We start from the raw sequence: 15,995 nt of genomic DNA, 5'->3' as shown, positions 1-15,995 counted from the left end.
GTCAGGCGCGCCTCTGGACCTGTGGCGCCACCGAGAACAGGTCGGCGACGGTGGAGGCCAGTTCCAGGAACGCCTGCCGGGTGGGCCGGCTGAGGAAACCGAGGTCCACCTCGGCACCTTCGGCGAGGTGATCGTCGAACGGAATCACGTGCAGGGCCCGCACCCTGGGCAGGAAATGGTTGGACAGCTGCCCCATGTCGAGCCCCAGGGCACCGGGTCGCGAGGCACTGACCACCACCACCGCCTTCGGCACCAGGTGTGAATAGCCGTTGCGCTCAAGCCAATCCAACGTCGCCAGGGCGCTACGCGCGGAGTCGATGGCAGGCGATGCCACGATCACGATCGCGTCCGCCACATCGAGCACTCCCGCCATCGCCGAGTGCACCAGTCCGGTGCCACAGTCGGTCAGGATGATGTTGTAGAAGCGCTGCAAGACACTCAGCACGCCGCGATAGTCGTGCTCCGAGAACGCCTCCGAGGTGGCCGGGTCGCGCTCGGAGGCCAGGATCTCCAGGCGGCTGGTGCTCTGGGAGGTGTGGCGGCGGATGTCGGAGTACCGCGATATGCCGTCGTCGAGGAGCACGTCGCGCACGGTGGAATGGCATTCGTTGGGTCCGCGCTGGGCGAGCGTCCCGAAGTCCGGGTTGGCGTCCACCGCGATCACGCGATCACCGCGGGTCGCGGCCAGTGTGGCCCCCAACCCGACGGTGGTGGTGGTCTTGCCGACCCCGCCCTTCTGGGACAGCAGGGCGATGTTGAACGGCCCGCCCACCACCGGCTGGTTGACCCGATCCATGAGCGTCTTGTGGGCCGACTCCTGTTCGGAGACACCGGGATTCATACCGGTGGCCCGGTAGACGGCCTTGCGCCAACCTGACTTCGGCGTGGGCGCGGCACGGATGAGGCCGAGTTCGCCGTTGCTGGGCACCACGGACGGGCGCTGTCCATCTGCGGTCCGCGGCTTGATGGACGTGAACGGAGTCGGCTCCGGGGGCCCGACGCTCAACCGCTCGTCGTCGCTGTCGGTCATGGCTACTTCCCTCCTGTCAACTCGATGCCGTCATGCCGAGCACCTGTTTGAGCGCGGCCCGCATGTCCACCGGTTCGATCCGCATCAGCTGCGCCTCGTCGAGATCCGACAGATTCATGCCGTGGACCTCACTGAGCCGGTATTCGCGTTCCTCTTCGGCGGCTTCGATCACGTTGCGCACAAACCGCCCGTTACCGGCCAGGTCGATCCCGGGGCGCAGTTGTCCCGACTGGTCGAGCGCCTCGCTCTGGCACAGCGTGACGCACGCGGAGACAAGTTCTTCGTAGGCGGCCTCGGACAATTCCGAGTCCCGGGTGCGGGCGACGAGCTTGCCGATGTCAGCGAGTTCGTGCGGTCCGTAGGAGCCGAATCGGATTCGTTTCGTGAACCGCGACGCCAGACCGTCATTGGAGGCCAGGAAGCGATCGATCTCGGCGTCGTAGCCGGCAATGATCACGACGAGGCGGTCGCGGTCGTTCTCCATGCGGGCCAGCAGGGTGTCGACGGCCTCACGGCCGAATGCGTCGCCGCCGGACAGCCCGGTCTGGATCAACGTGTAGGCCTCGTCGATGAACAGCACTCCGTCCATGGCCGAGTCGATCAGCGCGGTGGTCTTGATCGCGGTGCTGCCGAGATGCTGGCCGACGAAGTCGTGGCGTTTGGCCTCCACGATGTTGGGCGTGCGCAGCAGACCGAGGCCGCAATACGTCTGTGCCACCACGCGGGCGATCGTGGTCTTGCCGGTGCCGGGCGGGCCGGTGAACGCCAGGTGCAGACTGCGCGCCGCCGAACTGAGCCCCTTGTCCCCACGGACCTTTGCCAGCATCGCCGCCGACTTCAGTTTGGCGACTTGGAGTTTGACCTCTGACAAGCCGATCTGGCGATCCAGTTCCTGCTGCGCCGCCTGCAGGTATTCGTTGCCCCGCTCCGAGAGATCGTCGGCCAGGAGGTCCTCCGCCGACGGCACGCTGGCCGGGTCCCAACGGTCAGAGCGTGAGTCGACGATCTCCTTCGAGGTGACCACCAGCCGGTACTTGGGATCAGCCAATGCTGCGGCGTTCGCCTCGAATCCGGGGTCCTCGCTGTAGATCCTTTCGAAGATCACCCGGGCGTCCTGCTCTTCGCCCATCTCCCGAAGGGTCAGCCCCTTGCAGAACTCCGCGGCCCGCCGTGCTCCCGGAACCGGGCCCTCGATGGCCCGGTCGAGTCGGCGGATGCCCTCCCCGAACAATCCCATCTGCGCACATGCCGAGCCGACCATCAGATCTGCACCGGCGCCGATGTAGTTGTCGGTGAATGATCCCGACCGGCTCAGCGCACTCAGTACGTCGGGCCATCGCTGCGTCGTGAAGTGCAGTACGCCACGGATATACGCGCAGATCTCGCCGGTGTCGCCGTCCGGTCCGGCCGTCGTCTGCTCCAGCTTGTCGAGCACCTGCTCAGCCTCGTCGAAATCCCTTGCCCCGATCATGCTGGCCGCGTAGGCGAGCCACATCTCGGTCTTGGTGCTCAACGGATAGTCGAGGTAGAGGCCGGTCTGGAAGCGTCCACTCAAAGACCGTTGCGGCAGACCGAGTCGGCGCTGCTCGCGGAACAACGAGAGTGTGCTGGTTCGGTACAGGTGATAGATGACCTCGGAGCTGGTGTCACCGGTGGCGGCGCGACCCAACCACGCATCGCACATATCCGGGTCATACTCCGTGGCCCGGCGGAACGCGAGCGCCGCGTACGGCAGGTCGCGCTCGGTCTCCAATCCGTCGATGGGAATGCCGAGCGACAGCACTCCGGCATCGAAAACCCGCTGCGCATCGGTGGATCCACTCATCGGAGGTGACACATCTCCTCACTGCACGGTCCGGACGGACGCCCGCGAGTGTACTAAGTTGAGCAGAATGGCACAGCCGGTGCAGTCAGCTGGTGGAACGATTTCGGTGCACACCACCGAGCGCGGTCTGCCGGTAGCGCTTCGCCTCGATCCCGTCGAGTTGAAGAAGCCGCCCACACAACTGGCCGACGAGATCATGGCGCTGTGCCGCCTGTCGGCGGCCCGCGCCCAGGTCGAGCGCAGGCGTGACCTGGCCGAAAAGGGTTACAGCACATCGGTCATCGATCCGCTGCAGCTGGCGACCGAGGAGGAGCTGAGTCGCGCCGAGGACGAGGTCCTCGGCGAGGAGGGCGAACTCCCGCCCACCTGGGGCAGGTCGGTATGACCGGGCTCGCCGGCTCCCTCCTCGGCCGCATCCGTAAGCAGCGTGACCTGGTACAAGCGATGGATGAGCACTGCCAATCGATTTCGGCGCGCGTCACCAGCCGTGACGGGAACGTCAGCGCAGAGGTCGACGGCCTGGGCGCGATGACCGGGCTGTGGCTCGGGCCCGCCGCGCACAAGCTGGGTGCGGACGCGCTGGCCAAGCTGATTGTCGAGACCGCCGGCGCTGCCGCGCAGGTCGCGGCGGCCCGCCAGCAGTATCTGTCCCAGGAATTCGCGCAGCGGATGCAGGAACTGAACCAGGCGCCGCTGACGCGCTGGGACGGCACCGCTTTCGAACCGCGGGGCTAGCGACCCCTCGCCGGCAAACCGTAACCAACCCGAGCGACCCGACCAACCGGTTGGCACCTGAACTGCAACGGAACACCCGTGACGCCGGCGGGATGCGCACGAAAATCGTTTATCCAGCAATTTTTGCCATTGCGCTAATTAACAAACCGAACGATTTACACGCATTATTCGCGGAAAATTCAGTTAGCTGGGAGGGGTGGGCGCGGCTATAGTTTATTGGTCTCGTGCCCGCACAGCCCCCGCGTCCAGCTGGAAAGGTATCAGCACGATGAGCGACATTTTCGCCGCCCAACCCTCGGGGATGGCTACCTTTTCCGCTGCGAATGAAGCGGCTGCATCCGCGATAACCACAGCTGGATCGGCCGACTCAGCTGCGATGCTGATGTCCGCGGCAACTGCACTCGGGCCGATCGGTGCGGTGTATCTCGCAGCGTTCGGCCCAGCTCAAGCCAATAATTTGGCCGGCACACTACTGGTGGGCGGAGTGCATGCCGCCACTGGAGCCGCCACCGAAGTGTCCCGGTCCGCCGTCCTGTCCAACGACGACGCTTAGGCCGGACGCCCCATGCCTACGGTTTTGCCTCCACAGCCGGTAACACCGGTCGGACAGTTGGCTCAACGCGTTCCCGGCTACGACGCCACACCGGTTATCGCTGCTCAAGAACAGAACTTGCAAGACTTTCTGAATTTGCCAGTCCAACAAATTCTTGATCGCCTGGGTTTGCCGCCCATAGCGGATCAAAAGCCGGGAGAAGAACCGCCTCCCGAAGGCCAACCCGAGCAGCAGCCCCCCGCCAACCCCATGGATCCGAGCGCGTTGATCAGCCCGGTCACCGATGCGCTCAGCACGCTGGGCAGCGGCATGTTCGAGGGGGTGGATCCGACGACGATGCTGCCGGCCATCACCAAGATGTTCCAGTCCACCGGCGGCCCCATGGCGAAGTCGGTCAGTGCGGCGGGTGACGCCTGGCAGGGCGCGTCCGGCACTGCCGCGGCAGCCAAGACGACGACCGCCATTTCCAACGGAGCCGAGGTCGGTGCCCAATCCGATGCCCTGAGTAGCAGTCTGACCGCGGCCGCCGCCAACGTCGGCCAGGCCAGGGTCCGGCTCATCGCCACCATCACCGAGTTCGCCGCCACCATCGCGGCCATCGGGCCCATGATCATCTTCCCGTGGGGCTGGGCCGCGGCAATCGCCGCTGCCAACAAGGCAATTGCCACCACTGCCGAGGTGATGACCGAACTCCAGACTTCACTCGCCACCCAGGCCGCCGAGGTCACCGCGGCCGGTGCGCCGGTGGGCGTCACCGCCGCACCCGAGGGTGCGTCGTCACTGGCCGGCCTGGCGCCGCTGATGCCGATGGCGATGAAAGGCGCCGAGGCCGGAGTGCAGGCCGGCACCGGAGCGGCCTCCGCAGCCAGCCAGAACGCCGCGAATCCAGCGATCGATCCAATGGACCCGACCGCCGACGCGGCGGGAGAAGGTGAAGGCGACCCCGCGCTCGCGGGCGGGGGAATGGGTGCCGGCGGTCTCGGCGGCGGGGTCGGTGGCAGCGGAACACCTGCACCCCGGTCGCTACCGATGTCAGCGATGCTCCAGGCCGAAAGTGCCGGCGCACCAGCACAATCAGCCGCACCGCGCGTCGGCGGTGTCGGCTCGCCCGGCATGATGGGGGGTGCACCCATGGGCGCGATGGGCGCCGGCCAGGGCGCGAACGCCTCGTCGAGCAACAATCACACCTCGGCGTCCTTCCTGCACACCACCGACCAAGGCAGCGAGATCGTCGGCGATCTCGGCACTGCGGCACCCCCGGTCCTCGGGGAGGCCGACCCGTATCAGCCTCCGGACGTCGAACTCCGGATCTAGTGATCCCCAACCAAGGAGAACGGTCATGGCCGACAGCGACGGAATGTCCATCCAGCCCGCAGAGGTGCAGGAGGTCAGCCGCCAACTCGACGAACTCGCCAACCGGGTACAGCGGGTGATGACCGATGAGGCGCCCAACCTCACCGTGACGCCGTCGGCCCGTGACGAAGTGTCACAACGAATTGCCCAGACCCTCAACGAGGTCCACACCTCGTTCGGTACCTCCACCGATCAGGGTATGGCCGAGGTCCACGAGGTGGCTGCGACACTGCGCGGTCATTCGTCCAACATTGCCGCCTCGGAGGACTTCGCCGGCTGACCATCACACATACATCTGGTTCTGTTCTGCGAGGGGAGGTTTCTGGGCGTGGGGTTCACCGACGTTGCGTGGGAGTCACGTAGCACCGAGCAGCTGGCGCGAGACCTCACCGAAGGGCCCGGTCCGGCATCGGTCGGCGGTGCCGGCGCGGCCTGGATCCGGGTCGCCAACGAATTGGCCAATGTCTCCGTTGATTTCGACAAGCTCGTGGCACGCCTGCGGACCGCCTGGGACAGCCAGGCCTCCAGCGCGGCGGCACAGCGCCTCGAAGAATTCGGCAAGTGGCTGCAGGCGATCAGTCTCAGCGCGGCAGGCAACGGCCAACGCGCCGAGGAAGCCGCGGTCGCCAACACCGTGGCGGTGCTGGCCATGCCGAGCGTGTCGGAGGCCATCGAGGCGAAGACCGCCCAGGACATGATGGCCTCCCTGTCCGCTTACAACGGGGCCGTGCTGACCGGGACGTTCGCCGAGTTCGACGCAGCCGCAACCGCCGACGCGGCCAGCGCTGCGGCCGTCATGCAGCAGTACGAAGAAGCTGCTGCTCCCCTGGCCCAGCCGTGGGACCAGCCCCCACCTCCACAGGTGTCGAAAGGCAATGCCCTGGCGGCCGAACAGGGCGGCGAAGGCGCACCCGGTGGCGGCGGCGCGGCAGCCGGCGCTCCTGCGGTACCGCCACCGCCGCTGGCACCGATGTTCGCACCGGGCATCAAGTCGACTACCGACCCGAAGGCGTTGCAGAAGACCGGATTCGCCGGCACCGGCGGTTCCTCGGGCAACGGCGGAATGGGTGGCGCGCCCTATGCGCCGATGGGCGCCATGGGCCGCAACGACCAGAGCCGCGACTACGAATCGGTGCAACCCGCGGCGACCCTGGACGGGGCCGGCGAACCGGGTGCCGGAGTGTCCGACGCCGGTCAGTCCTGGCTTCCCGCCGCGCAGCAGAACGATGCACCGTTCATGGTGTCGAACGTCAGTTGGGGCCCGGACACCGCGGTGTTCGACGAACTCGCGACCCCCGAGGTGCCCGCCGGCGAGGGCTTTGCCGACGAACCGGAGCGCACGCTCGAACAGGTGGACAACCGCTGGGTCACTCCCCCGGTGATCGGCGTCGACCGAGGGCTCAACCTATGACGACATCTCTTGCTCCACATTTCGTCGTCACAGACGATGAAATGCACGTTCTGGCGCTACGTCTGGGAGTCCAAGCGCTGCCATTGGTGCTGGACCTCCGATCGCGACACCCGACCGAATCCGCACAGAGCGAGGCCGCCGGTGTGGCCGCCCGGAGCCTGACCGAGCGCGGCCTGCTGTCGGCCGGTGAGGTCAGCGCCGACCTCGCCGTGGTCGTGCAATCGTTGCAACGGCCCGATCGCGAACTCGCGATGCGTTTGGTCACTCCCGATGGCCTGGCCCGCGTCACGGTCGTCCGCCATGGCACACAATGCATCTCGGCCTGCCGGGTCGGCAATGAGATCACCTTGGACCTGGTCGACGACGGAGCGAAGCTGCCCAGCGCCACCGGTGCCCTGCTGCGTCGGCTCCCGGCGTCGGTCCCGGCTGAGATCGGCCCCGTCGGCGCCCCACTGACCGAGGTCGCCCAGGCACTGTCGGACACCCATGACGCCACCGAGTTGTCCGACCGGATCCGGGCCCTCGGAGCCGACACCCGAACCGCGATGACGCTGGGCTCGGCGCTGGCTGCACGATTGGCCTTCGCCGAGATCGTCTACTACGCACTCGATGAGGACGTGGACCGCGTCTCACGTTCCGCCGGGGCGGTCGGCGTGTTCTACACCAAACGCGGACGTATCGTCGGCGCCCCGAGCTCCTCACCCAGCGGCCAGCTGTGGACCACCCTCAAGCCAGGGTCGGATCACACGATCAAGCAGGCCATCGGCCAGCTTGTCGAGCTGTCCGGCTACAGATGGGGGGACTGCTAGATCCGCTCCGTGTTCAAAGCGAATTCTCAACCACCGTCCGGCGATTCATGCCGGTTCTGACAAAGAGAGGTAAGGCATGACGCTCCATCTGACGCCCGCGGAAGCCCAGAGCAAGATCGAGAACATCGACAAACAGATGATGGATGTCAGGCGGCTGGCTTCCCAGATCCTCGATTCCACCGAGTCGATGACGGCCAGCTCGTGGACCGGCGGGAAGGCGGCGAAGTTCCGCGGCATCATGACGCAGCATCACGAGGACTTCAACTACGTCATCAACAACCTGCAGCACATCGTCGACAAAGGAAAGTCGGACATCAACGCACTCGTCACCCACGACGCCGACTAGACATCGAAAGGTTTTGATCAATGGATACGGATAGCATTCGGTACCAGTACGGCGCCAACTACGCTTCCCTGGACGACATTCAGGGGACGACCAACAACGCGATGCAGATGCGTGAGGAAGTCAGCCAGGTGTTCGCCGCGCTGCAGGGCGTGTACGAGGGCGACGCCGCGGCGACGCTGCACACGCAGCAGACGCAGATCCTGCAGCAGATGGACGCGATCCTCAACGAGATCACCCAGACCCGGTCCGGGGGAAATCAGTCGCAGGAGGACGCCGCGGCACTCGACAGGCATCTTGCGGGCGGCTTCTAGCAAGCCCGTTCGTCGGCGGGCTCGGTCGATGACTCCATCGCGACCGAGCCCGCTTACGCGTTCAGTTTCCAGCAGTCAGAGAGAAAGCAGCTCAACGTGATCACCGACAAAGTGGCCCCAATCCGCCATGACGTCGAACCGTGGTTCATGAGCGGCTTCGACTTCCGCTGCTTGTGTGAGGTGATCGGCCTCGACCGGCTGCCGTTCCCCCTGGCCTATCGAAACAGCCAGCAGAAGTACAAGGCTGAACTCGAGGCCGATCGGCAGACCGCGCTGGCCCGGCAGCGCGCGGGCATGACTCCTACCCGACTTGGCATACTCGACGCTCTGCGCACGCCGGTGTTCCTGCTGCAGGGGTTCGGACAGATCGAAGACCGCGCAGGGACGCGCTTGTATCGCCTGTTCGGGGTGATCGGAGCGTCGGGATACTGCGCCGTCGTAACCCAGGATCCCAGCGAAGAAACCATCTTCGGTGAAGACGTCCAGATCATCGGGTGCGTGAACGTGGATTTCCCGCAGGTGGTCCTCGAGGCCTTGCCGGACTACAAGCCCGGCAGCAGGCCACGCAAGGATGGTCAGTTCGAGGACGAGACGCCCGCGCAGGTGCTACGGGACGTGCGAATCACCGGTTCGATTCTGCTGTCCGGCTCCTCGGAATTCACCAAGGATTACGCCCTGCGCAACGAGAACCACCTGACCCTGATCAACGTTGCCGACGACGGCGCGTACGTGGTGAACGAGGGCATCAGTTCGTTTCAGATCATTCCGGCCAGTGTCCCGAACCTGCTGGCCGCCTTCAAGAAGATCGAGACTGCACACGTCAAGACAGCGGAGGACAGACTCACCGCAGCGCGGACAGAACAAGAGTTCAATGGCCTTCCTTAGCACCGTTTCGACGTACATACCCGGCGGCACGGACAGCGCCGGTCGACCGAAACACCTCGCGACCGCAGCGGAGGAGATGCAGTCGGTCCACGAAATGGTGGAGATGGCCGGGCGCCAGATCGACGGCTCCGCGCTGTCTGCGGCGGCCGACAGCATGGCCGCGTCCTTTCATTGCGGCACGTTGTACCAGGGCGAGCATTTCTGGCCGATACAGAATTCACTCCAACAGTCCTTGCTGGGCAAGACATCCACCGGTTCCGCGACAGAGATCCGGCAATTCTGCTCCGGCGGACTGTACGGAGTGATGCTCGCTGACGCAGTGCTCCAGGCGGGTTGGGCCGGGGACAACGCGATGGTGACCGGCGGCGACAGCATCTTCTACTTCGACCGGCACGAGTACGCGGCCAGCCCGGCGACCGAAGGTTCCCTGCTGGGCGACAGCGGTTTCTGCGCACTTCTGAACAGAACCGAAGGGTTCGCCCGGATCGTGTCCGCCGCGGCACGTTCGCACAATCCGTCGGCCGGCATGATGCACGGCAGAACTGACGGCGCCATCGACGATCCGACGTTTCCGACCTTGGCGGATTGGATCGCCAGGTGGGAGAACTATGACCGGCGAGGTTCCGGGACCGTGAAAGACAATGCAATAGCCAGTTTTCGGGTAGCTGTCGGAACCGTGATCGAATGCTACGAACGCGCCGGTCTCAAGCCAGACGACATCGATTGGTTCGCACCGTCATTCATCGAGCCGAGACAGGTCACGGACGCCCTCGCCATGCACGCCCGACTCCGGCCGGCCCCCGGTCTGCGTGACTTCGCGGCACAGTTCGGGCATCTGACGGTCTCGGACTTCGGGGTGAGCCTCGCCTATCTGATGAATCACAAGATCGCCAAACCGGGCGACCTGGTCATGCTGTTCGCTGCCGGGAATTTCGTCAACTCGGCCGCGGTCCTGCTTCGAATCGAGAAAGAGGTGACGTTGCCGTTCAATGCAGCACAATCAGATTCAGCACAACCGTGACGATCGCCGCAGAGGAGAATCATGACTAGTCCCTGGCCCGGCCTGGACGCTGCTACCACCGACGGAAAGCTCTACCTCCACCTCGAACCGGGTGTTGTCACCGAACTCGAGACGAGTGCCTTCGATCCTTACGAGGCGAAGTTGCAGGCGATCATCGACAATGCCCTGGATGACACCACGGGCTACTTCGGCAAAAATCCGAACAACGACCTGGCCAAGGCCATGGAGACCGCCTTCAACGCAAAGGGCAAGGCGCTGACCGACTACGTCAGGGAACAGCTGGCCCAGACATCGGATTTCATCAAGACGGCGCACGACGCGGCGGATGCGCTGAAGAAGCACGAAGCCGACTAGCCATGAGCGGTTTCGGAAACTACGTGGGTGCCGTGTTCGGCGGCGAGTATTTCACCTCCTATGCCCCTTCTTGGACCGAATCAGAGTGGAACACCCTGATGGGCAACCAGGAGCAGCCCGACTACCAAACCGACAAATTTGAAAACAAGCCCGTCCAGGGGATGGACGAGCTAGATGGAATCGAGACGGAAGAGAGAGCGCCGGACACCTCCACGCTCGACGCAATTCCGGGAATGACCCCAGACCGAACCGTTCAGGATGCGGTGACTGCCGCCACGACCGGCGGCAAGGCCATCAACTTCGAGAGCTGGACATTCAAAGATCTCCGCGACGAAAAGTCCACGTTGAAGTCGAACCTCACCGCGATCGATGCCCTGGCCACGGCCTGGACAACTCACGGGGACAACCTGAAGGAACATGCCGAGACCTTCAAGGACAAAGTCGACAAGGCAATCGAGGGAAAGTGGTCCGGCGACAGCGCGACGGCGGCGGAAGCCGCGTCCAAGCAGGTCACCAAGACCTCGATCTACGATTTCACGCCGTCGTCGGAAGAGATCTCCGACCGGCTGAAGGTGCTCTATACCGCATTCGACTATGTCCAAGAACATTTCCCCAACTCTGCAAGCGATGACGTGGTCAAGGATTTTGATTCGAAGAATTTGCAGGGGGTCAATGCCGAGATTGTGGCATACAACAACCGATACCATTTCGATTCCGACGGCGCTCTGAGGCTCGACAATGGCCAGTATGTGAACGTAGACACCGCCGTCAAGGACAAGGAACGGGTCGAGCAATCAATCAAGGACTACACCGAGGCGGTGCAACTCTTTGAAGGCACCTACCAGCCGGCCATCGAAGCGGTAGCCCAGAACTTCCCCAATCTTCCTCCGCTGCCGAACATGAAGTTCGAAGCTCCCACCGGCGATCCCACCGGCCCCGGCGGGCCAGGCGGACCGGGTGGTACGAGCCCGTTCAGCCCGGGCGGCGGCCCCGGAGGCATCAAGCCTTTCGACAAGTCGGCCTTCGACAAGCTGAACCCCGACAAGCCGACCGACCTCGACAAGCTGAAACCAGTCGACCAAAAGCCCATTGATCAAAATTCCACGACCGACCCCACGAAGGATGCTCTCGAGAGCCTGACCGACCCCGCCAAGTCGGCGTTGGACACGGCAACCAACGCCGCCAAGGACGCGATGGGCCAGGCCATGGACGCCGCCAAGAACGCCGCCCAGCAGAACCCGCTTGGGTCAGGGATGGGAGGCCCGCCCGAGGGGGTCCTCGGCCTCGGGCCGCAAGGGCTCGGTGGTGCGGGCGCCGGAAAGGGTGCAGGCGGCGCCGGTGGCGGAGTTCCATTGCGGGGCCTGCCAAGTGGCCTTCCGACGGGAGCACCCGCGACTGCGGCGGCGAAGATGCCCGCCGGAGCCGCCGGGGCCGGGGCCGGTCTCGGTGCGGGCGCGGGCAGCCCCGGAGCAGGTGCTCCGGCCGCGGGCCAGCGCGCCGGCGATCAGAACGGCAAGGGCCACCAGGTCAACAAGGCGTTGCGACGCAAGAAGAACGGCAAAGACGTCATGGGCGACTCGGAGGCCTCGGTACCCGTGGTCGGCGCCGACGAGGAAGCCGAGCAGTCGGAGGGCGCGAAGCCCGAGCAGCCCGAGTCTCGCCGCCGCATTCCGCAGCGGGGCACCCCCACCTGGCAGCCCGACTCGGGTGTCCAGCCAGGACCGGCGCGTCCGGCCCGGGGGCAGCAATTCACGCCGGGGCGTTCAGAGTGAGGCGTCAGGGCTTGTCTTGTTGCTCCAGGGCGTCGGCGGTGAGCTGAAGGCCGTCGGCGTAGTAGTCGAGCAGGTCGGTCTTCGCGGTGATCGACCCGTCGACCCAATCCAACTGGGCCTTATAGCCTTTGCCGCCGTCGGCGAACTGCTTGCCGATCTTGTCGTGCCCCCAGGCCTCGCCTTCACCGCTGAGCATGTGCATCAGCGCCGACTGCACGGCTTTCATGTCATTGCTGACAGAGGCGAGGTATCGCGCGGTGCCACGCAGGTCGGCCGGCGTGACACCCAGCGGAACGGTCATCGCGCACTCCTCACAGTGGGGTAGCCGCCTGGCTCTTCTACGCCGTCGCCAGCCGGCGGCGGCGCCGGGTTGGACAGCAGCACCCTGATGTCGGGGGCACCGTCGATGATGTCCGACAAGGAAGGCATCTCCGCACGGCGCTGCGCCAGTGGTGCAAGGAGTTCGGCGACTTTCCGCTCGACGTCGCGGGTGGCGTCTTGGGCCGCGGCGGTGATGTAGCTTCCGAGATCGCCCAGATCGTGCTCATCGAAATAGGATTCGCTGACGGCGGTCGCAATGACGACGCCGTGCGCGTCGACGGTCACCGTGACGGTCCCGTGAGCGGTACTTGCCGCTGAGTACAACTCCGCTCGCGCGGTCTCTACTGCGGCAAGATCGGCGAACTGTTCCTGCAGGAGGGCAAGCGCGTCGATGAGTTCATGGCGTGCCGCGTCGTTGTCCATGTCTAGTCCCCGTCTCCCCCGCCGGCCGCCGCGGAGGCACCGCCCCCGTCCGCCGTCGACGCCTTGCTGCTGTGTGCCGCGGCTCGGCCGCGCACCCCGCCGGTCACGGCAGTAGGCACCGATCCGAGGACCGAAACAGGGTCGATCTGGCTGCCGGTGGCCAGCGCTCCGGTCACCTTCTTGGACATGCCTGCGACGTATCCGACGGCCGCACCCTTGACCGCCGAATTACCCAGTAGCCGCTGGCCGTAGATGCTGACCGTGCCCTGGGTGGCCCCGCCGACGGAGTTGGCGAGTGCGACGGTTCCCAGCCGGTCCCAGTCGTAGCCGTTCTGATGTCCCTTGGACTGCTGGATGTTCTGGATGAACAGTTCCTGCCCGAGAGCCTCAGCGGCCTCGACGCCGGACTTCTTGATGATGCGGTGCACCGTCGTCTTCGTCATTGCCTTGCCCAGGTCGGTCATGACATCTTTGAGCAGCACGGACACCATCCGCTGGATCGCGGCGGAGGTCGACACTTCGATGAGCGGGATCTCGGCCGCCGACGCTCCGAATGTCACCGAGGTCTGAGCCAGCGCCCAGGAGATCTCGAACGCCGCGATCGCCAGGGAAGTCAAGATCTGCAACTTGGTGTATTCGATGTTCTTGCCGGTACTTTCGGCGAGCTCACCGAGCGCCACCATCGCATCGGCGAGTTTGTCGACCGTGGCGTCACCGTCGAACAGCAACGCGAACTGCTGGTCGGCGGTGCCGGCGGTCACGCCCTGCAGGACAGCACTGGTGCTGGCCCGCATCCGGTTCAGTTCGGGTATCAGCTCTCTCAATTGCTCGGCGCGGTTGCCCCATTCACCGCCGATGCGGTACATGGCGTCTTCGTCACCCTTGGGCCATTGCGAGCCGACCAGGTAGGACACCCATTGCAGCGGACCGGGAATCTGCAGGGTCATCCGATCCCCCATCGGCGAAAAGTTCCGTGCAGCATCGCAATTCACGTTATTGCGCAGTACCGCAGACCGCCATTTCTGACGGCCTTGTTCGCCGAGAGTTCAGCTACCCGCCAGTTCTAGGTCAACAGACCTGCCAGGCTCAACTGGTTGGCCGCGGCGTACACCTGTGCGTCGGGGTGGTCGTCGAACACTGCCGCCACGTCGTCGACCGTGGCGGCGCCCTCGGTGGCGACCTCCAACAGGGCCTGGCAACGATCGAGCGTGTCCGCCCCGGTCTGAGACACCATGGCCGCGACTGTTTCCTCCGGTGTCCAGACAGCCGGAACCGGTACGTCGAGTTCGCCGGAGGTGTCGGTCGCACCGCGATGCCACTGACCGTTGCACCACCAGAAGCAGAAACTCAGCAGTCCGTTGCGATTTCGGGTGTTCAACACGGAGTCGTTGACCCACGCAGGGGCTCCGCCGTAGAGATCGGGTAGCGGACCACCGCCGTTGTAGGCAGCCTCCAGCAACCCGGAGTTCCACTTGCCACCGGAGAGCACCGCACGGTCACCGGGCAGCAGGTACAGCGTCGACCCGCTGCGGGCATCGCTCTCGAACCAGGCATACCCCGGATAGATACGCGGGCCCCAGTCCGACCCGATTCCGACGTAGGCGGCCGACAACACCGCCCACCGCGCCACCAGGTCGGGAAGCGGCGGGATCTGGTCGGTGACGACGGCGGCGCGGCCTGCGGCCTCGTCGGCCCGGGCCGCATCCGCAGCCCGGGCCGCGTCGCGCCCCTGCGCATCGGGCCCGGCGGTGTAGCCGGCCAACCACACCGGCACCTGCCTACGCGGGTAGGTGTCGAGGTCGTTGCGGTAGTGCTCTGCCGCAACGATCTGGTCGTCCGGGAACGGCTCGTCGCCGTAGTCGTAGTCGACCGTCGCCTGACCGGTGTTGGTGACGTTCAACAGCAGTCGCCACCACGGTCCGGCACTCATGCGGGCCGAGACCTCTCGTTGTTGGCGCACCAGGTCGGCGATCGATTGCGGCACCGGGACCAGGCCGGTGCGGTCCTGGGCCCAGAACTGCAGCTGGGCGATCTGGGAGGTGACGGTGAAGGCGAACACCGCGGAGAACTCGTCCCAACCTTCTGGGCCGAGCTGAGCCAGCTGCTGCACGATCGAGTCGATGAGGCGGGATGCTTCCTCGGCGCTCGCGGCGTCTGCACTCGTCGGCGCGTCGCCGACGGGCGTGGGCGCGTCGTCGACGATCGTGAAGTCGGCGATCACGTCCGGGTCGTCGGCGGCAGCCAGCCGGAACTGCCGCTCGAACTCGGCCATGAATGCCGCTTCGTCGGAGTCGTCGCCGTTCGGCTTGGCCGCACCGTTCGACTTGGCCGCGGGTTCCTGAGCGCTGAACGCCTCGCGCGCCTGCTGCGGTGGAATCGACGACGACACCTCTTCGATGCGTCCGGAATCACCCACCAGGAAGATCGACCGCCCGACCGGGATGTCCAGGAACGCCATCGGATCGCTGTCGTCGATCTCGACCGGTGCGTACACGCTCCAGCCCTTGTCGAAGCGATCGGCTGCCAGACCTTCGGTCGGATAGTCGAGCCCCCGCGACCTGATCCAGTCTGCGACCAACGAGATCGCCTGTACCGCTTCCATCGCGTCTACCTTCCCGTGTTCTTCTGCTCGGCTTCGATCACATCGGCGAGTGCAGCGCGTTCGGCCTGGTGTCTGGCCAGGAGGGGTGCGCTGAACGCCGTCCACTCCGCACCCTGCTCCGGAGTCATCTGGCCGTCGTCGAGCTCGGATTCGATGTCAGGATGAGCGTCGTGGAACTGCGTGAACAGCGCACTCATCTCCCGGCTGTGTCTGCGGTTGAGCTCGATTCTTCGTGGGTCCATGC

The 15,995-nt window shown here is 65.3% G+C and carries 19 protein-coding genes and 1 pseudogene; 13 read left to right on the top strand and 7 right to left on the bottom strand.

Translation table 11 applies throughout. The features are described from left to right. Nucleotide 1: 1 nt before the first annotated feature. Both ACZY08_RS07365 and eccA read right to left on the bottom strand, forming a co-directional pair. Nucleotides 2–991 (bottom strand): annotated as a pseudogene (locus ACZY08_RS07365) (MinD/ParA family ATP-binding protein); the annotation flags it as partial. 55 nt (nucleotides 992–1,046) lie between these two features. After that, nucleotides 1,047–2,855 carry a type VII secretion AAA-ATPase EccA gene (gene eccA / locus ACZY08_RS07360; RefSeq protein ID WP_463743884.1) on the bottom strand — a complete coding sequence of 603 codons (1,809 nt, stop codon included), beginning with the start codon at nucleotides 2,853–2,855 and terminating at the stop codon, nucleotides 1,047–1,049. Between the two features lie 67 nt (nucleotides 2,856–2,922). On the opposite strand from eccA, the gene ACZY08_RS07355 reads away from it, so the two are divergent. The 13 genes from ACZY08_RS07355 (at nucleotide 2,923) to ACZY08_RS07295 (ending at nucleotide 12,405) form a co-directional block, all read left to right on the top strand. Then, entirely contained in the window at nucleotides 2,923–3,240 is a 318-nt protein-coding gene (locus tag ACZY08_RS07355) for a hypothetical protein (RefSeq protein WP_463743883.1), read from the top strand. Then, nucleotides 3,237–3,590, top strand: coding sequence for a YbaB/EbfC family nucleoid-associated protein (locus tag ACZY08_RS07350; protein WP_463743882.1), 354 nt, complete (start codon nucleotides 3,237–3,239; stop codon nucleotides 3,588–3,590). The genes ACZY08_RS07355 and ACZY08_RS07350 overlap by 4 nt, the downstream gene beginning before the upstream one ends. Nucleotides 3,591–3,972: 382 nt before the next feature. Next, complete coding sequence (locus tag ACZY08_RS07345) at nucleotides 3,973–4,143, top strand: hypothetical protein (RefSeq protein WP_463743881.1); 171 nt, start codon at nucleotides 3,973–3,975, stop codon at nucleotides 4,141–4,143. Nucleotides 4,144–4,392: 249 nt separating this feature from the next. Then, nucleotides 4,393–5,457, top strand: a complete 1,065-nt coding sequence (locus tag ACZY08_RS07340; protein WP_463781776.1) for a hypothetical protein — start codon at nucleotides 4,393–4,395, stop codon at nucleotides 5,455–5,457. Between the two features lie 25 nt (nucleotides 5,458–5,482). After that, a complete protein-coding gene (locus ACZY08_RS07335; RefSeq protein ID WP_463743879.1) occupies nucleotides 5,483–5,776 on the top strand; it encodes a PE domain-containing protein in 294 nt (97 codons plus the stop codon). A gap of 48 nt (nucleotides 5,777–5,824) precedes the next feature. Next, nucleotides 5,825–6,907 carry a PPE domain-containing protein gene (locus ACZY08_RS07330; protein WP_463743878.1) on the top strand — a complete coding sequence of 361 codons (1,083 nt, stop codon included), beginning with the start codon at nucleotides 5,825–5,827 and terminating at the stop codon, nucleotides 6,905–6,907. Then, complete coding sequence (locus ACZY08_RS07325; RefSeq protein WP_463743877.1) at nucleotides 6,904–7,716, top strand: ESX secretion-associated protein EspG; 813 nt, start codon at nucleotides 6,904–6,906, stop codon at nucleotides 7,714–7,716. The genes ACZY08_RS07330 and ACZY08_RS07325 overlap by 4 nt, the downstream gene beginning before the upstream one ends. Nucleotides 7,717–7,792: 76 nt before the next feature. After that, the gene (locus ACZY08_RS07320; protein WP_463743876.1) at nucleotides 7,793–8,062 is read left to right on the top strand and encodes a hypothetical protein; all 270 of its coding nucleotides are present in this window, start codon (nucleotides 7,793–7,795) and stop codon (nucleotides 8,060–8,062) included. A 20-nt stretch (nucleotides 8,063–8,082) separates the two neighbouring features. Next, the gene (locus ACZY08_RS07315) at nucleotides 8,083–8,373 is read left to right on the top strand and encodes a hypothetical protein (protein ID WP_463743875.1); all 291 of its coding nucleotides are present in this window, start codon (nucleotides 8,083–8,085) and stop codon (nucleotides 8,371–8,373) included. Between the two features lie 96 nt (nucleotides 8,374–8,469). Further along, on the top strand, nucleotides 8,470–9,258 hold the full coding sequence (locus ACZY08_RS07310) for a hypothetical protein (protein ID WP_463743874.1): 789 nt from the start codon (nucleotides 8,470–8,472) through the stop codon (nucleotides 9,256–9,258). Nucleotides 9,259–9,334: 76 nt separating this feature from the next. Next, entirely contained in the window at nucleotides 9,335–10,279 is a 945-nt protein-coding gene (locus ACZY08_RS07305; protein WP_463743873.1) for a 3-oxoacyl-[acyl-carrier-protein] synthase III C-terminal domain-containing protein, read from the top strand. Between the two features lie 21 nt (nucleotides 10,280–10,300). After that, a complete protein-coding gene (locus tag ACZY08_RS07300) occupies nucleotides 10,301–10,633 on the top strand; it encodes a hypothetical protein (RefSeq protein WP_463743872.1) in 333 nt (110 codons plus the stop codon). A gap of 2 nt (nucleotides 10,634–10,635) precedes the next feature. After that, a complete protein-coding gene (locus ACZY08_RS07295; protein ID WP_463743871.1) occupies nucleotides 10,636–12,405 on the top strand; it encodes a hypothetical protein in 1,770 nt (589 codons plus the stop codon). Between the two features lie 4 nt (nucleotides 12,406–12,409). On the opposite strand, the gene ACZY08_RS07290 is transcribed toward ACZY08_RS07295, so the two are convergent. From ACZY08_RS07290 to ACZY08_RS07270, 5 genes are all read right to left on the bottom strand, one after another. Further along, the gene (locus ACZY08_RS07290) at nucleotides 12,410–12,706 is read right to left on the bottom strand and encodes a hypothetical protein (protein WP_463743870.1); all 297 of its coding nucleotides are present in this window, start codon (nucleotides 12,704–12,706) and stop codon (nucleotides 12,410–12,412) included. Further along, nucleotides 12,703–13,149, bottom strand: coding sequence for a YbaB/EbfC family nucleoid-associated protein (locus ACZY08_RS07285; protein ID WP_463743869.1), 447 nt, complete (start codon nucleotides 13,147–13,149; stop codon nucleotides 12,703–12,705). Before ACZY08_RS07285 ends, ACZY08_RS07290 begins: the two co-directional genes overlap by 4 nt. Before the next feature lie 2 nt (nucleotides 13,150–13,151). Beyond that, entirely contained in the window at nucleotides 13,152–14,096 is a 945-nt protein-coding gene (locus ACZY08_RS07280) for a WXG100-like domain-containing protein (RefSeq protein ID WP_463743868.1), read from the bottom strand. A gap of 116 nt (nucleotides 14,097–14,212) precedes the next feature. Continuing rightward, entirely contained in the window at nucleotides 14,213–15,751 is a 1,539-nt protein-coding gene (locus ACZY08_RS07275) for a hypothetical protein (protein WP_463743867.1), read from the bottom strand. A 5-nt stretch (nucleotides 15,752–15,756) separates the two neighbouring features. Then, entirely contained in the window at nucleotides 15,757–15,993 is a 237-nt protein-coding gene (locus ACZY08_RS07270) for a hypothetical protein (protein WP_463743866.1), read from the bottom strand. Between the last annotated feature and the right edge of the window lie 2 nt (nucleotides 15,994–15,995).

Source organism: Mycobacterium sp. IDUB_9 (assembly GCF_055419505.1).
Note: the sequence above shows the minus strand (reverse complement) of the source record. Positions and strands in the feature narration are given on the sequence as shown.

What these genes read in the sequence shown, in the direction of transcription:
- eccA (WP_463743884.1), bottom strand. Translation starts at nt 2,855, where the DNA reads ATGAGTGGATCCACCGATGCGCAGCGGGTTTTCGATGCCGGAGTGCTG.
- ACZY08_RS07355 (WP_463743883.1), top strand. Translation starts at nt 2,923, where the DNA reads ATGGCACAGCCGGTGCAGTCAGCTGGTGGAACGATTTCGGTGCACACC.
- ACZY08_RS07350 (WP_463743882.1), top strand. Translation starts at nt 3,237, where the DNA reads ATGACCGGGCTCGCCGGCTCCCTCCTCGGCCGCATCCGTAAGCAGCGT.
- ACZY08_RS07345 (WP_463743881.1), top strand. Translation starts at nt 3,973, where the DNA reads ATGTCCGCGGCAACTGCACTCGGGCCGATCGGTGCGGTGTATCTCGCA.
- ACZY08_RS07340 (WP_463781776.1), top strand. Translation starts at nt 4,393, where the DNA reads ATGGATCCGAGCGCGTTGATCAGCCCGGTCACCGATGCGCTCAGCACG.
- ACZY08_RS07335 (WP_463743879.1), top strand. Translation starts at nt 5,483, where the DNA reads ATGGCCGACAGCGACGGAATGTCCATCCAGCCCGCAGAGGTGCAGGAG.
- ACZY08_RS07325 (WP_463743877.1), top strand. Translation starts at nt 6,904, where the DNA reads ATGACGACATCTCTTGCTCCACATTTCGTCGTCACAGACGATGAAATG.
- ACZY08_RS07320 (WP_463743876.1), top strand. Translation starts at nt 7,793, where the DNA reads ATGACGCTCCATCTGACGCCCGCGGAAGCCCAGAGCAAGATCGAGAAC.
- ACZY08_RS07315 (WP_463743875.1), top strand. Translation starts at nt 8,083, where the DNA reads ATGGATACGGATAGCATTCGGTACCAGTACGGCGCCAACTACGCTTCC.
- ACZY08_RS07305 (WP_463743873.1), top strand. Translation starts at nt 9,335, where the DNA reads ATGCAGTCGGTCCACGAAATGGTGGAGATGGCCGGGCGCCAGATCGAC.
- ACZY08_RS07300 (WP_463743872.1), top strand. Translation starts at nt 10,301, where the DNA reads ATGACTAGTCCCTGGCCCGGCCTGGACGCTGCTACCACCGACGGAAAG.
- ACZY08_RS07295 (WP_463743871.1), top strand. Translation starts at nt 10,636, where the DNA reads ATGAGCGGTTTCGGAAACTACGTGGGTGCCGTGTTCGGCGGCGAGTAT.
- ACZY08_RS07290 (WP_463743870.1), bottom strand. Translation starts at nt 12,706, where the DNA reads ATGACCGTTCCGCTGGGTGTCACGCCGGCCGACCTGCGTGGCACCGCG.
- ACZY08_RS07285 (WP_463743869.1), bottom strand. Translation starts at nt 13,149, where the DNA reads ATGGACAACGACGCGGCACGCCATGAACTCATCGACGCGCTTGCCCTC.
- ACZY08_RS07280 (WP_463743868.1), bottom strand. Translation starts at nt 14,096, where the DNA reads ATGACCCTGCAGATTCCCGGTCCGCTGCAATGGGTGTCCTACCTGGTC.
- ACZY08_RS07275 (WP_463743867.1), bottom strand. Translation starts at nt 15,751, where the DNA reads ATGGAAGCGGTACAGGCGATCTCGTTGGTCGCAGACTGGATCAGGTCG.
- ACZY08_RS07270 (WP_463743866.1), bottom strand. Translation starts at nt 15,993, where the DNA reads ATGGACCCACGAAGAATCGAGCTCAACCGCAGACACAGCCGGGAGATG.